11 protein-coding genes are annotated in these 15,954 nt (G+C 67.4%); 4 read left to right on the top strand and 7 right to left on the bottom strand.

Annotated features, from left to right (window positions below):
* Positions 1–345: 345 nt before the first annotated feature.
* Positions 346–1,029, bottom strand: coding sequence for a hypothetical protein (locus ACWEKM_RS05785; RefSeq protein WP_451619900.1), 684 nt, complete (start codon positions 1,027–1,029; stop codon positions 346–348).
* Between the two features lie 474 nt (positions 1,030–1,503).
* Between ACWEKM_RS05785 and ACWEKM_RS05790 the strand changes: the two genes are divergently transcribed.
* Both ACWEKM_RS05790 and ACWEKM_RS05795 read left to right on the top strand, forming a co-directional pair.
* Positions 1,504–3,051 carry a fibronectin type III domain-containing protein gene (locus ACWEKM_RS05790; RefSeq protein WP_451619901.1) on the top strand — a complete coding sequence of 516 codons (1,548 nt, stop codon included), beginning with the start codon at positions 1,504–1,506 and terminating at the stop codon, positions 3,049–3,051.
* 118 nt (positions 3,052–3,169) lie between these two features.
* Positions 3,170–4,321: a WxL protein peptidoglycan domain-containing protein gene (locus tag ACWEKM_RS05795; protein ID WP_451619902.1), complete on the top strand. Its 1,152-nt coding sequence runs from the start codon at positions 3,170–3,172 to the stop codon at positions 4,319–4,321.
* Positions 4,322–4,376: 55 nt separating this feature from the next.
* Here the strand turns inward: ACWEKM_RS05795 and ACWEKM_RS05800 are convergent, their stop codons facing one another.
* The 6 genes from ACWEKM_RS05800 to ACWEKM_RS05825 all read right to left on the bottom strand — a co-directional run bounded on the left by ACWEKM_RS05800 (position 4,377) and on the right by ACWEKM_RS05825 (position 11,382).
* Positions 4,377–5,606, bottom strand: coding sequence for a trans-sulfuration enzyme family protein (locus ACWEKM_RS05800; protein WP_451619903.1), 1,230 nt, complete (start codon positions 5,604–5,606; stop codon positions 4,377–4,379).
* Between the two features lie 359 nt (positions 5,607–5,965).
* Positions 5,966–6,889 carry a LysR substrate-binding domain-containing protein gene (locus tag ACWEKM_RS05805; RefSeq protein ID WP_451619904.1) on the bottom strand — a complete coding sequence of 308 codons (924 nt, stop codon included), beginning with the start codon at positions 6,887–6,889 and terminating at the stop codon, positions 5,966–5,968.
* A gap of 108 nt (positions 6,890–6,997) precedes the next feature.
* Complete coding sequence (locus ACWEKM_RS05810) at positions 6,998–7,912, bottom strand: carbohydrate ABC transporter permease (RefSeq protein WP_451619905.1); 915 nt, start codon at positions 7,910–7,912, stop codon at positions 6,998–7,000.
* A 5-nt stretch (positions 7,913–7,917) separates the two neighbouring features.
* On the bottom strand, positions 7,918–8,763 hold the full coding sequence (locus ACWEKM_RS05815; RefSeq protein WP_451619906.1) for a carbohydrate ABC transporter permease: 846 nt from the start codon (positions 8,761–8,763) through the stop codon (positions 7,918–7,920).
* 140 nt (positions 8,764–8,903) lie between these two features.
* On the bottom strand, positions 8,904–10,199 hold the full coding sequence (locus ACWEKM_RS05820; RefSeq protein ID WP_451619907.1) for an ABC transporter substrate-binding protein: 1,296 nt from the start codon (positions 10,197–10,199) through the stop codon (positions 8,904–8,906).
* 142 nt (positions 10,200–10,341) lie between these two features.
* Positions 10,342–11,382: a LacI family DNA-binding transcriptional regulator gene (locus ACWEKM_RS05825; protein WP_451619908.1), complete on the bottom strand. Its 1,041-nt coding sequence runs from the start codon at positions 11,380–11,382 to the stop codon at positions 10,342–10,344.
* Between the two features lie 435 nt (positions 11,383–11,817).
* Between ACWEKM_RS05825 and ACWEKM_RS05830 the strand changes: the two genes are divergently transcribed.
* Together ACWEKM_RS05830 and ACWEKM_RS05835 are read left to right on the top strand one after the other, a co-directional pair.
* On the top strand, positions 11,818–14,058 hold the full coding sequence (locus tag ACWEKM_RS05830; RefSeq protein ID WP_451619909.1) for a glycoside hydrolase family 3 N-terminal domain-containing protein: 2,241 nt from the start codon (positions 11,818–11,820) through the stop codon (positions 14,056–14,058).
* Positions 14,059–14,326: 268 nt separating this feature from the next.
* On the top strand, positions 14,327–15,954 hold a 1,628-nt coding region (locus tag ACWEKM_RS05835), incomplete at its 3' end, for a glycoside hydrolase family 2 protein (protein WP_451619910.1).

A 15,954-nucleotide genomic window follows, 5' to 3' on the forward strand; every position in this document is an offset into this window, starting at 1 on the left:
AGGTTTTCGGACAACTTGGATCGGGCCCGCATGCTTGGCGGGCAAGGCCCGCGGCCGGGTGACAGCAGGTGTAGGTGAAAGCCGTGGCGGTCACAGCGTCCCAGGGCCGGCGGCGCTCCTGACTCAGTTCGCCGGAAACGCGGTTGTCGGGCCCTCCTCCGCCACCGACCCCGCCGGGGCAGACGCTCCCGAGCACGGTCGCTCCGGCACACACGTGAACTCCGTAGCCTCCGTGCTCACCCTTCGGTTCACCATCTGCCTTCGGTTCACCATCTGCCTTCGGTTCACCATCTGCCTTCGGTTCACCATCTGCCTTCGGTTCACCATCTGCCTTCGGTTCACCATCTAGTCGAGCCACACGACTATGCCGGTCAGGCCGCTCAGCACCGCCGCGACACCGGCCCGGACGGCGCGTCCGGCGCGTTCGGGTGTGAAGGTGTCCGGGTCGTACGACGAGGACATGCCGAGTCCCTCGCCACGGAACGACGCGCCGGTCCAGTCGGCGGCGGTGACATTGTCCGTCGGCTCCGCCAACTCGGCCCCGATCACAAGGAACTGCTGGTCGAGGTGGCTGGCCGTGACCACAGCCAGGGGGTCGATGAGATCGTTGCCGACGCTGATGACGAGGTCGGGTGACAGGTCGATCGCCTCGCTGATGCGCGGTATGAAGTCGGCCGACTTCGTGGCCGTGATGGTCTTGAGGCTGACGTGTTCCTGGTCGGCCCAGTTCGTCACGGCGTTCACCAGCGTCTTGGTCTGCTTGTCCTTTCCCGCGGTGAGAAGCACCACACGGTAGTCCTTGGAGGGATGGAGTCCGTCCCAGGAGCCGGGGCGCGGTGTGATCGTCCCCATCGGGGTCGGCGGCGCGCTCGGGTCGGAGAACCCCGGGCCGAGGGTGCCGACGGCAGTGGGCTTCGCGTGCGGCCGGGACCAGTCGTCGCCGGAGCTGCATCCGCTGACCAGACCGACCAGTGCGGCGGTCGCGACCGCCGTGGCCGGCAGTCCGACGGGCAGAAGCCGAGAGGGCATGGGGATCGTCCTTCGGAATTGCGAGGAAGCGGCGGGTGGTGGCACCCCCAAAAGGGCAGGGGGTAGCGGGGGGCGTGCCTACTTCCTACCCCATTGCGCACGCCTTTTGCAGTGGCAGGCGTCCTGGTCGGGTTCGGTTCGTCACCGGTTTCTGCACGGACCGCCGTTCGTTCATCTGAGCCCTTCCGGTGCTCGCCCTGCTGCGGCGCCGCCACCCTGTCGCGGGGCCGTGGACAACGGAGGTGATCGCGGCACCGGCGTGCCGACGTGTCGGTGAGGGGGGTCTGGTGTGGTCCGCGCCGCGCTCCCTCTGCACCCCTTCTCTGCACCCCTTGAGCCCTCGACATCTGGGATACCGGCGCACTTTCCGGCAAGCGCAAGTGTTCCCTAGCCCTTCGTTCACCTTGAAGACACGGTCTTAGGAAATTTTTACTCAGCTCCCACCCCCCGCCGTACTCGAAAGAACGGAAGCCGATGAAGCTCCCCAAGGGGACACAGAGAAACGGGCTCGCCCGACGCCGCGTGGCCACGAGCGCCACCGCGGTGGCCATGGGCGCCGCGATGATGTTCGGCAGTGGCCTGACGACCGCGGCGCACGCCGACGGTTCCGCGACGGCCACCGGCATCGTGCTCGGTGTGGGCGCCGGCGAATCGCAGCGCGTCGTGTCCTGGTACACCTCGGCCAACACCCCGCAGGTGGTTCAGGTCGCACCGACTTCCCAGCTCCGCGACGGCCAGTTCCCCGCGAACGCCGTCACCTTCCCCGCCGCCGTCGCCGCGAACAGCGTCAACGGTGGCTACAACGCGCACGCCACCATCGACAGCCTGCGCAAGAACACCACGTACTCCTACCGCGTCGGCGCCCAGGGCAGCTGGTCCCCGACCTACTCCTTCAAGACTCGGTCGTTCAAGGGCGAGTTCGACTTCCTGTTCTACGGCGACCCGCAGATCGGCTCGTCCGGCAATGAGGCGAAGGACGCCGCCGGGTGGAAGGACACCCTGGACGTGTCCCTCGCCGCCAACCCGAACGCCGAGCTGCTGGTCTCGGGCGGTGACCAGGTCCAGACCGCCAACACCGAGTCGCAGTGGAACGCCTTCCTCGGTCCCGACAAGCTGCGCCAGTACCCGTGGGCCGCCACCATCGGCAACCACGACGTCGGCGGCAAGGCGTACGACCAGCACTTCTGGACACCGAACACCGACCGTTCCGCCGCGTACTACAAGGGCGACAAGGCGACCGAGTCGGGCGGTGACTACTGGTACAAGTACAAGGGCGTCCTGTTCATCGACATCAACAGCAACGCCTACGCCAAGGGTGCCGACGAGGCGCACATCAGCTACATCAGCGATGTCGTCAAGCAGCACGGCGCCGACGCCAAGTACACGGTGCTCGTCTACCACCACTCGATCTACTCCCCGGCCGACCACGCCAACGACTCCGACAACAAGCAGCGCCGTCAGGACTTCCCGACCGCGTTCTCCAAGCTCGGTGTCGACCTGGTGCTGCAGGGTCACGACCACAGCTACTCCCGTAGCTACGTGATCAAGAACGGTAAGAAGGCGAACCCGGCTGAGCAGCCCGGTGCCAACCAGGTGGTCCAGGGGCCGGGCGGCGTCATCTACGTGACGGCGAACTCGGCCTCGGGTTCGAAGTACTACGACCTCACCGCTCCGGACACCACCCAGGACCCGAACTACGGCCCCGACCCGCTGAACCCCAAGAACCACTGGGCGAACTCGGTCGAGAACCAGGAGCACGTCCGTACCTATGTGAAGGTCCGGGTGCGCAACAACAAGCTCATCGTCGAGAACCTGCGCAGCGGCACCTGCGCCGCTCCCAACGCCGCCGTCGAGGTGGGCAATGTGAAGTGGTGCGGCCCGAACGACGGTGCCGACTCCGCTGCGCCGGTCGGCTCCATCGTCGACAAGGTGGTCATCCACCCCTACCGCGGCAAGGACTCCGGCAAGCCGGCCGACGTGGCCGCGGCGGACACCCCGGCCGAGTCGGACTGGCTGCAGTAGCCGACTGAGGGTGGTGCAGTCCGCTCCACCCGGTGGGGTGGGCGCCCTCGGGTGCCCACCCCACCGCATGTGTTCCTCCCGTCTCTCCTGCCGTTCCCGAACCGCAGAGGATCATCAGATGCACAATTCACCCAGACTTCGAACGGCCGCAGCAGCCACCGGGGTTGGTGCCCTCGCCCGAGCCGCAGTCGTGGTCCTGCTCGCCGCGCTCAGCGTTCTGGGGGTTCCCGGCGTTCCCGGATCGACGGCCGGGTCCGCCGCGGCGGCGGACGGCACTGTCGCCTGGACGGTCGGTACGGCCACCAATGGCTTCGGGTCCGGCAGGCAGAACTACCGCTACACCCTCAACCCGGGCGCGCGGCTCACGGACGGTCTTGTGATCGTCAATCACGGCAGCACACCGCTCCGTCTGGCTGTGTACCCGGCCGACGGGTTCACCACCGAGGCGGGCAGACTCGACCTGGTCGGCAAGGACGCGACGTCGACACGGGTGGGTGCGTGGGTCCACCCGGACCGGTCCGAGGTGACGGTCCGGCCCGGCCGGTCGGCCGAGGTGCCGTTCACGGTCGGCGTTCCGGACGGCGCCACGCCCGGCGACTACATGGGCGGCATCGTCACCTCCCTCTCGCAGCCTGGCGAAACGGAGCATCGCCGCGGCATCCGGATTCGGCTTCGCGTGGGCGGAGAGCTCAGGCCGAGCCTGTCGGTGGACGACCCACGTGTGCGCTACTCGGGCACATCCAACCCGCTCGGGAAGGGCGGGGCCGCCGTCACCTACACGATCCACAACACCGGCAACGCCATTCTTACCGCCCGTCAAGCGGTGTCCCTCTCTGGCCCCTTCGGGCGGCTGCGCGCCGCCCCGGGAAAGATCGATGACTCACCAGAACTGCTCCCGGGCGACACCTGGAAGGTTTCCGTTCCGGTGCACAGTGTGTCCCCCGCGCTGAGATTGACGGCGACGGTCACCCTCACCCCGCTGCTCACCGACGCCTCGGGCTCGGTCGCCCCGCTCACCGCCGCCGAGACCACGACACACACCTGGACCGTCCCCTGGGCACTGCTCCTTCTCCTCGCCGCCCTGTGCGGGCTGGTCGTGGCCATCGGGCTGGCTTTCCGGCGCCGCCGCCGTCGACGCGCCGGACTCCGCGAGGACGGGGGCGAGGACAAGGACGGGGGCGAGGACAAGGGCGGGGAAGAGGACCAGGGCACGGACGGCAAGGAAGGCGGCGAGGAGGGGCTACGCGAGCGGGAGACCTCTGACCAGTAGCGGTTCGGATCCGACGGGCGGCACGATCGACACGGTCGTCCTTCCCGGCGGGTGGTCAGTGTGCGGGCACCGCTTTCTCCAGGGCGGCGGCCAGGTCCGCGATGAGGTCATCGGGGTCTTCGAGTCCCACGGACAGACGCAGCAGGCCGTGGGCGCGGAACACCTCGGGGAACAGGGCGGCACGTCCGACGGCGGCGTCCTCGTAGACGATGAGGGTCTCGTCGTGGCCCAGGGACACTGCCGAGGTGATCAGCCGCAGGTTGTTCACGAAGGCATTGCGGGTGTCGTGATCGGCGTCGAGAGCGAAGGCGATCATCCCTCCAAAACCCTGGCCGCCGAACTGCCGCTCGGCCAACTCGTGTTGCGGATGAGAGGGAAGTCCCGGGTAGGCGACATGCAACACGCGGGGCTGGCTGTCCAGGAACTCCGCTATGCGCTGGGCGCTGGTGAGGTGCTGACGCAGGCGAAGCGGCAGCGTGATCGAACCGCGGGAGATCAGCCATGCGTTGAACGGGGAAATGGCGGCACCCACGTTGATCATGGCCTCGGACTTGATCGGAAGAATGAGCTCCCGCGGCCCGATGACGGCTCCGCCCATCGCGTCGCCGTGCCCGTTGATGTACTTGGTCAGGGAGTGCACCACCAGGTCGGCGCCGTGCTCCAGCGGACGGAACAGCGGTGGAGGCGTAAAGGTGGAATCGACGGTCAGCAGCGCGCCTGCCTGATGGGCGATGTCGGCCAGGGCCTGGATGTCAGCCGTTTTGACGGTCGGGTTGGCGATGACCTCGGTGTGGATCATCCGCGTGGTGGGACGCATCGCGGCACGCACGGCGGCGAGATCGGTGATGTCGACGAACGTCGCCTCGATCCCCGACTTGACCGGCAGCAGCTCGGCGAACAGATGCCATACGGCGCTGTATGTGACATCGGAGACGATGACGTGATCCCCGGTGCGCAGGTGAGTGAAGAACACGGCGTGCAGAGCCGCGACGCCGGTGCTCAGCACGACCGCGTCCTCGCCTCCCTCAAGGGTGGCGAGCCTGGCCTGGAGCCCGAGCTGATTGGCGCCGGTCTCGCGGGTGTAGACGAGCAGGTCGGGGTTGTCCTTGTCGAGCGTGTACGGGTCATCCGGGAGGGCATAGGAGTTCGACATGATGATCGGCGTTCGGATCGCGCCCGTGCCGACATCGGGCTGGTTCCCACAGTGCACGGCCTGAGTCTGGAAGGCGAGTGTGGCCGGATCGTGCTTGTCGGGCCGGGAGGGCACCGTGCTCTGGTTCGGCATGAGACTCCTTCGAATTCCTGTCGTCGATATGTGCCCCTGGCAGGTGGGTGGAGCGGACGGCTGTCGCCGAGGAACAGAACTGCCGTCCCGCAGGCATGCCTTGCGCAGGGTCTGCTGGGGCCTCCTGCTGGGTGGCGGCTCCACCAGGGTGCGCGCGGCCTCGGCAAGCAGCTTCCTACGCTCTCACACTGTGACCGATTCCGTGGACGGTTGACCGATACTGACTGAGAGCGTGGGGCTCTGGCGGGCCTCGTCACCTTCGCCACGATGATCATGTACGTGTACGGCTACTCGCCCGTCACCCTGCATGCGCTGCGGCTGCGCGCCCCGGACCGGCCCCGCCCGCACCAAGCCCCGGCCTACGCACGCTTTCCGGGACTCCCCGAGCCCGCCGGCGCAGCCGCCCAGTGACGGGCGCCGTGGATGGAGCGGATGCGGTTGGTGTGCGCGAGGATGGCGGTGGTCAATGCCTCCACGGGTTCCGCGGGCGCGTGCGGGTTCGTCAGCAGGACCAGGTCGATTTCGCCCAGTTCGGGCAGTCCGGCGGCGCCTGGAAGTTCGACCAGGTCACTGGGCAGCAGGCTGCGGGTGAAGATCGCGAGGCCAAGGCCGGCGCGGGTCGCGGCGAGCACGGCATTGACGCCTCGGGCCGTGCAGACCACACGGTGCCTGATGCCCGCCTGCTCCAGCGCCTGCACGGCCAACGCCCTGCTGGGGCTGGGTGCCTGGTACACGATGAGCGGCACCGGTCGTTCCTCGTCCCACTGGTGGCTGGTGCCCTCGGCGGCAGCCCAGACGAGCCGGTCCCGCCGCACCAGTCGGCCCCGCCCGTCCCCGGCGGTGGTCTTGATGAAGGCGACGTCGACATGGCCGGATTCCACTCGGCGTTGCAGATGTACCCCTTGGGAGACGGTGAGGTCCAAAGTGATACCGGGGTTGAGATGCCGGAAGTCCCGCAGGATCCGCGGCACCTGGGTCAACGCGAGATCGTCGGTCACTCCCAGTCGCAGTCGGCCCCGCACACCGGCGCCGGTGAAATAGTCCGACGCCTGAGCATGTGCGGCGAGGATCGAGCGGGCGAAGCCGACCATCGCCTCCCCGTCGACGGTCAACGCCACGCTGCGGGTGTCCCGGACCAACAACGGCCGGCCCACCGCCTCTTCAAGTTTGCGGATGTGCTGGCTGACCGCAGGCTGGCCGAGCCCCAGCGCCGCCGCGGCCTGAGTGAAGCTCAACGACTGCGCCACCGCCAGAAACGTCCGCACCTGCTCAGGAGGAAACACGCCCCGATACTAGACCCGACTCATCACGATCTGCAATCAGTATCGTTGCACCGATTCTCATGCCCTATGCCCCATGCCCCGTGGCCCATGGGCCGGTATGAGATCGGCTCAGCCCTTGAGCGCTCCCTGGACGAGCGCGTTCTCCATCCGGCGATTGAGAACCAGGTAGACAAGGAAGACCGGCAACACGGAGATGAGCGTCCCGGCGCACACCAGGGAGTAGTCGGTCACCCCCTTGTTTCCCACCAGCGTGGGCAACGCCACCTGTAGGGTCCGCACCCTGGGGTTCACACCCACGATGATCATGGTGTAGAGGAACTCGTTCCAGAAGCTGATGAAGTTGAGGATCGCCACGGTCGCTATGCCCGGCAGTACCAGCGGCAGGTAGATGCTGCGCACGATGCGTAGCCTGCTCGCCCCGTCGATGATGGCGCTCTCCTCCAATTCCACCGGCACGGTGCGCATGAACTGCGCCAGCAGAATGACCGCGAGGGGCTGGGCCGTCGCGGACATGTAAATGATCATGAATTCGCGGGTGTAGAACATATTCAGTTTGATCGCCAGCAGCAGGGTCGGCACTAGGGAGGCGAACGCAGGGATGAGAAATCCCAGGGCGTAGGTACGCTCGACAATCGTGGCAACTCGGCTGCGGGAGCGGGCGATCGCGTAGGCGGCCGGCACGGCGATCAGGATGGACAGGCCGAGTGACGCCGTCGTGATGTACAGGGAGTTGAGCATCGCCGTGCCCAGGTCCAGCAGCGACCATACCCGGGTCAGGTGCGCAAACCCCGCGGAGAAGGTGGGTATGAAGGGTTCACTGACCGTCTGGAGCGGCGTTTTGAACGCGGAGATGACAAGCCAGTACAACGGTAGGACCAGGGTCAGCGCGTAGACCACGACAGCCACGTAAGAGACGGTAATTCCCGCGGTGAAGCGCCGCTGCCTGCGGACCTTGGCAGCCGACGGGCGCACGTGCCGTCGTGCGGGGGACACACTTTCCCGGCCGGCCTGTTCGGTGATCATCGACATCAGTCCCTCGCGCTGAATACTCGCCGGATCATGACCAGCCCGGCGATGCCGAGCACGAACAGCACCAAACCGATGGCCTGGCTATAGCCGATCCGGGCAGATTGGAAGCCGAAGTAGTACACCAGCCACGACAAGGTCGTCGTTGCCTCGCCCGGTCCGCCGCGGGTCAGCAGCAGAATGAGGCCGGCGGAGCCGAACAGGGTCCACAGGTACTGCAGCATGGCCAATACGCCGAAGTAGTCGCGGGCGATGGGGAATGCGATCCGCCACATCTTCTGCCAGTGGTTCGCTCCGTCGAGGGAGGCGGCGGCGAAGACATCCTCGTCGATGGCGGCGAGGCGGGCCGCGAAGAGGATGGCGGTGAAGCCCGTTCCGGACCAGATGGTGACACCGATGAGCGACGCCATGGCCGTGTCCGGGTCGGCCAGCCAGGCAGTGGTCCACGCGTGCCGGTCGATCGTGTCCAGCGTGGAATTGATCAGACCCGTCGGCCCGAGAACGGCGAGGAACATCATGCCCAGCGCTGACAACGAAATCAGCGCGGGAATGAACATGATGACCCGCAGGACACGGTGGCCGGGCAGTTGGAGGTTCAGGAAGTAACCGAGCATGAAGCCGGCTACCAGAATGACCGGAAGGGACATCCCGAGATGGACGACCGTGTTGCGCAGCGCGGTGTGGATGCGCTCGTCATGAATGAGCTTGTCGAAATTGTCCAGGCCAGTGAATCGGCCCTCGGTTGCCAGGCTTTTTCGGTCCGTGAACGCGATCACGAACATGGCGATGAGCGGACCGACGGTGAAGATGAGATACCAGGCCAGTGACGGGAACGCGAAGGTGATCACTCCGCGTCCCTTGGCACGAGTCAGGCGGTCGGCGGGGCGGCGGCCCGGGGCAGTGGGGGGCCTCGCGGTGGCTGAAGTCATCGACCTCTCCTGGTCGCAGAACGGGCCGGCCGACCTGCCGCCGAACCCTGAGCCGTGGACTACTGATCGACGTACAGTTTGTCCAGCGCCTTGCAGTATGTTGCGCCGGTCGCTCCCTTATGACCGAGGAACTCGGTGCCGACGGGCGCGTAATCCATCCCTGCCGGGAGGTAGTTGTCCGGCAGCACCATGAAGTCGACCGTGCGGTTGGTGACGGAAATACCCTTCTGCACCAGCGGGTCACTGGCCTTGGCGTTGCCCAGCGCCTCCGGTTTCATGGCGAGAATTTGCTGACCGTCGGAGACCCAGCTCTGCAAACTCGGCTGAGAGTACATGAACTTCAAGAACTTCTCGATGGTACCGATCTTCTTCTCACCGTTCGGGGAGAGGAAGAATCCGGACCCGGCGCCGTAGAACGCGGTGGGCTTGCTGTACACGCCGGCCGGTGCGACGGGGAAGCCGGAGAGTTCGGTGAGCTTGCCGACCTGAGCGGGAACCTGTGTGTAGGCCCACGACCCGGCCGGCATCATCGCGGCCTTGCCACTGAAGTACGCGGACGACATCTGGTCGGCGTTGTAGCCCTGTACGTTGTCCACGAACACACCCTCGTCGCGCAGCCGGCCGAACAGGTCCAGGCCCTTGACCGCGCCCGCGCTCTTGCAGAACCCGCCCTTGCTGAACAGTTTCTTGGCTTCGTCCGGCGCTGTGTACTGCTGAACCATCCAGGTGGTGAAGTTCATGACGGGCCAGTCGCCACCGCCTAGCGACATGGGCTGGATACCGACGGCGCGCAGCTTGTGGGCATCGGCGATCAGTTCGTCGGTCGTGGCGGGCACCTTGGCCACACCGGCCTTCTTCAGCAGGTCCATGTTGTACCAGATCGGCCAGTTGAACGCGAGGAACGGGAATCCGGCCACACCCTTGTCGCCCTGGGTCCAGTACTCCAGGGCGCCGGGCTCGATCTTCGAGCGCAGACCCCAGTCATCGATGTACTTCTTGACATCGACCACTTGGCCCTGCGGCAGCCAGTTGCTGGTCCGCGGTGTCAGATTGAGCACGACCAAGTCGCGCTCGTTGCCCGCCAGTTTGGCGGCTTCGTAGGCGTTGGGGAAATCGGTGCTGCCGCCGACCTCCTCCACATCGACCTTGATCCCGGTCTGCTGAGTGAACTTCCTGGCAAGCCTGTTGAATTCATAGCCGGTCTTGTCTGCCTTGGTGAAGACCGATGACACCGTGATGGAGTTCGGCGCAGAGTCCGCGCCGGATCCAGAGCACGCCGTCAGCAGGCTTGAGACAAGTGTGGCGCCCACGGCCAGCGCAGTCGCACGCCGCGGGGCAAAGCCTGAGCGGGTCATGCGGACTCCTTGTGAAATGAGGAGGTGGGTGGGAGCGGTGCACAGTGCTCTGTCCCAGCGCGAAGAGGACATCTGTGAACCGGTTCAACCTATCATCGGACCTCTGCCACTCGTGTCAAGGCATGTGACAGAAACCAGTTGCTCAGTGCGGCGCGGGCCCACTTGACGCCCGGGCGACGAACCGGGGGTTCGGCGTCCGGACAGGCTCGACGAACTCGCGGCCGTCGATGGCTTCGAGCAACTTCTGAGCGGCGAGCCGGCCGTCCTCGAAGGGATGCTGAGTGACCGTGGACAGGGCCGGATGCAGGAACTCGCTGAGCGCGATGCCGTCCCAGCCCACGACCGACAGATCCTCCGGGACCCGCAGACCGCAGGAGAAGGCAACGCTTGTCCCGGCGATCGCCATCACGTCATTGGAGTAGATGATCGCCGTCGGAGTCGTGCTCCCGTCGAGGATCTGCGCGGTCGCCGCCAGCCCGCCTTCAGCCGTGTAGTCCCCCTCGACCCACAGCGAGTCGTCGACACCGTGCTCCCTCAGTCGTTTCTGGTACAAGGTACGGCGCAGCCGCGCCGGAGCGACGGACTGCGGGCCCACGACCTGGGCGATGCGCCGGTGCCCGAGGCCGACCAGGTGCGTCACCACATCGGTGATCGCCTCTGACTCGTCGTACACGAGCACGGGCATCGTGGTGCGCTCCGGAGGCCAGCCCAGACTCACGAACGGCAGCCCCAACTCACCGGCCAGGGCGAACCGGGGATCGGCCGGGCCCACATCGACAATGACCAGGCCGTCGACGCGACCGTCGCGCGCAATCCGGATCAAGGCGTCGCGCTCCGCCTGGGCGTCCGCCACAACCTCGGTCACCAGCGAGTACTTCGACTGCGACAGCACACTTTGCAGTCCGGCCATCATGCTGGTGTAGTACTGGTCGCCGGCCAGCGCCTGCGGGGACTTCTGAAACACCAAGCCGACGGCGTACGCACGCGACACCGCCAGTGAGCGCGCCCGCAGACTGGGGGTCCAGCCCAGCTTGCGGGCGGTTTCGACGATGTGCGCGCGGGTGGACTCCTTCACTCCGGGATGATCGTTGAGCGCGTACGACACCAGCGTCTTGCTGACACCCGCGGCCTTCGCCACATCACTGATCCGGACAGCTCGCCGCCGGTTCGGCGTTTCACTCATCACTCACCAGCCTCACTTTCCGTCAGTGTGAACCACTCCCACTCCCACTCCGGCACCGGGCCCAACGGCCCGCGCCGCCCGGCACGTCGGCTTGGGTCCGTGGGTGATGGTAGGCGCTTTCCCACCCGACAAGGGTGCATGGCCCAACGCACCCCGGACCGTGGGCAGTCGAGACCTGTCCCTCCGTTTCTCCGGCGCCGTGTTCCGGAACAGCCGATCACACAACTGGCGAGTACATACCTTCAGGTTACGGACACGGAACCGACCGGAGACCAGGGGCGAACCCGGACCCGCGGCGGCTCATCGCCTTGAGGCCCAGTATCAGCCGTCGCCTCCTGATGTGGTGAACAGATCGGAGGTTTGAACCGGTTCACAGACCAGAGGTTCTATGGTTACGCTGGCCTGGCCCAACGGCCGGCTGCTGGAAGGAAAGGCATGACCGCACCGTTTCGCGACCCCACACTCGAACCACAGGTGCGGGTCGATGATCTGCTCTCCCGCATGACGCTGCGCGAGAAGATCGGCCAACTCAACCAACGACTGCTCGGCTGGAACGTCTGGACACGCGACGGCGGCGGATTCAGCACCACGCATGTCCTCGACGCGGAGACAGCACACTGGGGTGGCATCGGGGCGATCTACGGTCTGCAGCGCGCAGATGCCTGGTCGGGCCGCGACCTCACGACCGGCGTCGACGCGCACCGGGCCCACGATCTGGCCGCGATGGTGCAAGAGCGCGTCATCACCGGCTCCCGGCTCGGCATACCGGCCCTGTTCGTGGAAGAAGCGCCGCACGGCCACCAGGCCGTCGGGGCTCAGCTCTGGCCCGTGAACATCGCCATCGGCGCCACTTGGCGGCCGGAGCTGCTCGAAGAGGCAGCCGCCCACACCGCCGCCGAGTTGCGTGCCCGGGGCGCACACCTGGCCCTGGCCTCCGGTCTGGACATGTTGCGCGACCCCCGCTGGGGACGCTCCGAGGAGTGCTTCGCCGAGGACCCGCTGTTGGCAGCGCGCATGGTGAGCGCCCTCGTCCGGGGACTGCACAGTCAAATCGGTCTGGGCGCCGTGCTGAAGCACTTCGCCGGCCAGGGCTCGGCGATCGGCGGCCGCAACACCTCTGGGGCGCCGATCGGCCCCCGTGAACTCGCCGAGGTGCACCTGCCCGCCGCACGAGCCGGCATCGCCGAAGGGGCGATAGGCGTGATGGCCGCGTACAACGACATCGACGGCGTCCCCTGCCACGCCAACGAGGACCTGCTCACCGGACTCCTGCGCGACACATGGCAGTTCGAAGGCATCGTCATGAGCGACGCGTACGCCATCGACCGGCTGAAACACGGCGCGGGCTCCCCCGAGGCGGCCGCCGCGCGCGCCCTGCACGCCGGAGTCGATCTGAGCATGTTCGATGACTCCTACACCGCCATCGAAGGTGCCGTCGCCCAGGACCTTGTCTCCGAGGCCGTGGTCGACCGGGCCTGCCACCGGGTGCTCACGGTCAAGGTGCGGCTCGGGCTGCTCGACCCGCCCGCTCCCCCGCCGTCCTTTCCGCCGCCCGCGCCGGTCCGGGACCTGGTGGCCGCCACAGCGGTCCTCCTGCAGAACCGCGGCGAACTGCTGCCGCTGCCCGATACCGCGACCCGCGTCGCGGTCATCGGCCCCAACGCCGACAACCTGCCCTGTCTGCTCGGCGACTACGTACCCCCGCTGCCGCCGGGCTCCGGCACCACCGTCCTGCAAGCGTTGAACGCCCTGCCCGGCCACTCGGTCACCCATGAACCCGGCTCCGGCCTCACCACGCCGATCCCGGGCGGCACGACCCGGGCCGCCGAGGCGGCGACGGGGGCCGACGTGGCGGTACTCGTCCTCGGCAGCAGCAGCGAACGCCGCTACGGCGACGAGTTCCAGATGAACGGCGCCGCCCAACTCGGCGGCAGCACACCCGTCGCCACCACCGGCGAAGGATTCGATGTGGCCGATGTGCGGCTGCCGCGTGCGCAGCGGGAACTGGTTGCGGCCGTCACCGCGACCGGGACCCCCACCGTCGCAGTGATCGTCTCCGGTAGACCGCACGCCATCGCGGATGTCACGGCCGCTTGTGACGCTGTGCTCTACGCCTGGTACTCCGGGCCGACCGGCGGGACCGCCATAGCCGAGCTGCTCTGCGGCCGAAGCGAGCCCACCGGACGGCTCCCCGCCTCCCTCCCCCGCTCCACCGCGACCCTGCCCGTCGCTTACAACGAGCGCCACGAGACCACGAAGCGGTATGTCGATACGGAAGCCGCCGCCGCGCTTCCCTTCGGCTTCGGCCTGGACTACACGACCTGGCGCCTGGGCACGTCAACGGTGTCGGCGGATGCCGTCGCGGCCACGGACGTGCCCGGCCTCACGGTTACGGCCGATCTCACCAACACCGGCAGACGGCCCGGCACGCAGACCGTACAGCTCTACGCGCAGGCCCTGGTGCCCGGACTGGTTCCACGCCGTGCGGTGCTGGTGGGTTTCACCCGAATCCACGCCGCCCCGGGACAGACACACCAGGTCACCCTCCCCGTCGACCGGAACGCCGAAGCCACTCTGGGCCTGCCGGTCAAGCATCCGACACAGCTGTTGCTGTGGCTGTCACTCAACGGCCCCCAGGAACCGCACACACCACACACAGTGCTCATCGAGCCCTGACACATCGAGGTCCGCGGGGCGGCCCAAGGCCGGGGACGGACCCGGGTCGTCCACCGTAAGGACACGGCCCGCCCCACCGAGCCCTGAACGGTTGAGCACCGCGGTGTGCGCGACGACCGCGGCACCCACAGACCACCCCGGCCCACCGGGCTGCCCGCCTCGGTCCACCGGGCTGCCCGCTCCTTGTCGGCCACGCGACGCGGCCGCCGCGGGTGGGGCCACAGGCTGAACCCGAACTGTCCATCCCCAACCACGGGAGTCATTGAGCATGTTCAGGCAGAGTCTGCACGACGGCTGGCGGATGTCGGCGACCACGGTCCCGATCCCGGCGCACATCGCGAACCGCACTGTGCCGGCGCAGGTCCCCGGCAGCGCCCATCTCGACCTGCTGGCCGCCGGTCTGATCCCCGACCCCTATCTGGACCGGGTGGAGCAGGACATGGTCTGGGCGCACCGCACCGGATGGCGCTACACACTCACCTTCGACGCGGAGCCCCCCGCTCCTGACGAGCGCACCGACCTGGCCTTCGACGGGCTGGACACGGTGGCCACCGTCGAACTCAACGGCCAGGTGCTGGGCACCACGGCGAACATGCACCGCTCGTACCGGTTCGACACACGCCAGGCGCTGCGGTCCGGGGCCAACGAACTCGTCGTCTCCTTCCGCCCGGCACTGGAATACGCGCAACAGGCCGAGGGCGAACTCGGAAAGCGACCCCACAGCTATCCGCATCCGTTCAACACCGTTCGCAAGATGGCCTGTAGCTTCGGCTGGGACTGGGGACCGGACCTGCAGACCGCGGGCATCTGGAAGCCCGTCCGGCTGGAACGCTGGACCACCGCACGCCTCGCGCAGGTGCGGCCCCTGGCCACGGTGACCAGCGACGGCACCGGGCGGATCGAGGTGCATGCCGAGATCGAACACGCCGGGACCGGCGAGGACCGCCCGCTGATACTGGCAGCACGAGCAGCCGGGCGCGAGACGTTTGCGGAGGTCCCCGCCGAAGAAGGTTCCGCGGTGGTCACAGTCGAGGTCCCGGACGCGGCTCTGTGGTGGCCGGCTGGGTACGGTGATCAGCCGTTGTACGACCTGGTGGTGGAAGTACGGGACGCCGCGGGCACACCGCTGGATGCCACTGGGCGCCGTATCGGCTTCCGCACCATCACCGTCGACACCACCCCGGACGAGATCGGCACACCGTTCACCGTCGTCGTCAACGGCAAGCCCGTCTTCGTGAAGGGCGCGAACTGGATCCCGGACGACCACTTCCTCACCCGGATCACCCGCGAACGCCTCGCCCACCGCATCGACCAGGCCCTCGGCGCCCATGTCAACCTGCTGCGGGTCTGGGGCGGCGGCATCTACGAGAGCGAGGACTTCTACGACGTGTGCGACGAGCGCGGCATGCTCGTCTGGCAGGACTTCCCCTTCGCCTGCGCCGCCTACCCCGAGGAGGAGCCGCTGCGCTCCGAAGTAGAGGCAGAGGCACGGGAGAACATCACCCGTCTTGTCTCCCATCCCTCCCTGGCGCTGTGGAACGGCGCCAACGAGAACATGTGGGGCTTTCGCGACTGGGGCTGGCGCGAGCAACTCGGCGACCGCACCTGGGGCTACGGCTACTACACCGAACTGCTCCCGGGCATCGTCGCCGAACTCGACCCCACCCGGTTCTACTCCGCCAACAGCCCCTACAGCCCCGGCCTGCCGCTCGACCAGGTGCACCCCAACGACGCCGACCACGGCACCCGCCACGAATGGCAGGTCTGGAACGAGATCGACTACACCGCCTACCGCGACCATGTACCCCGCTTCTGCTCCGAGTTCGGCTTCCAGGCCCCGCCCACCTGGGCCACCCTGCAACGCTGGATCCACGACGACCCGCTCACCCCCACCTC

Source organism: Streptomyces sp. NPDC004752, from assembly GCF_053601275.1.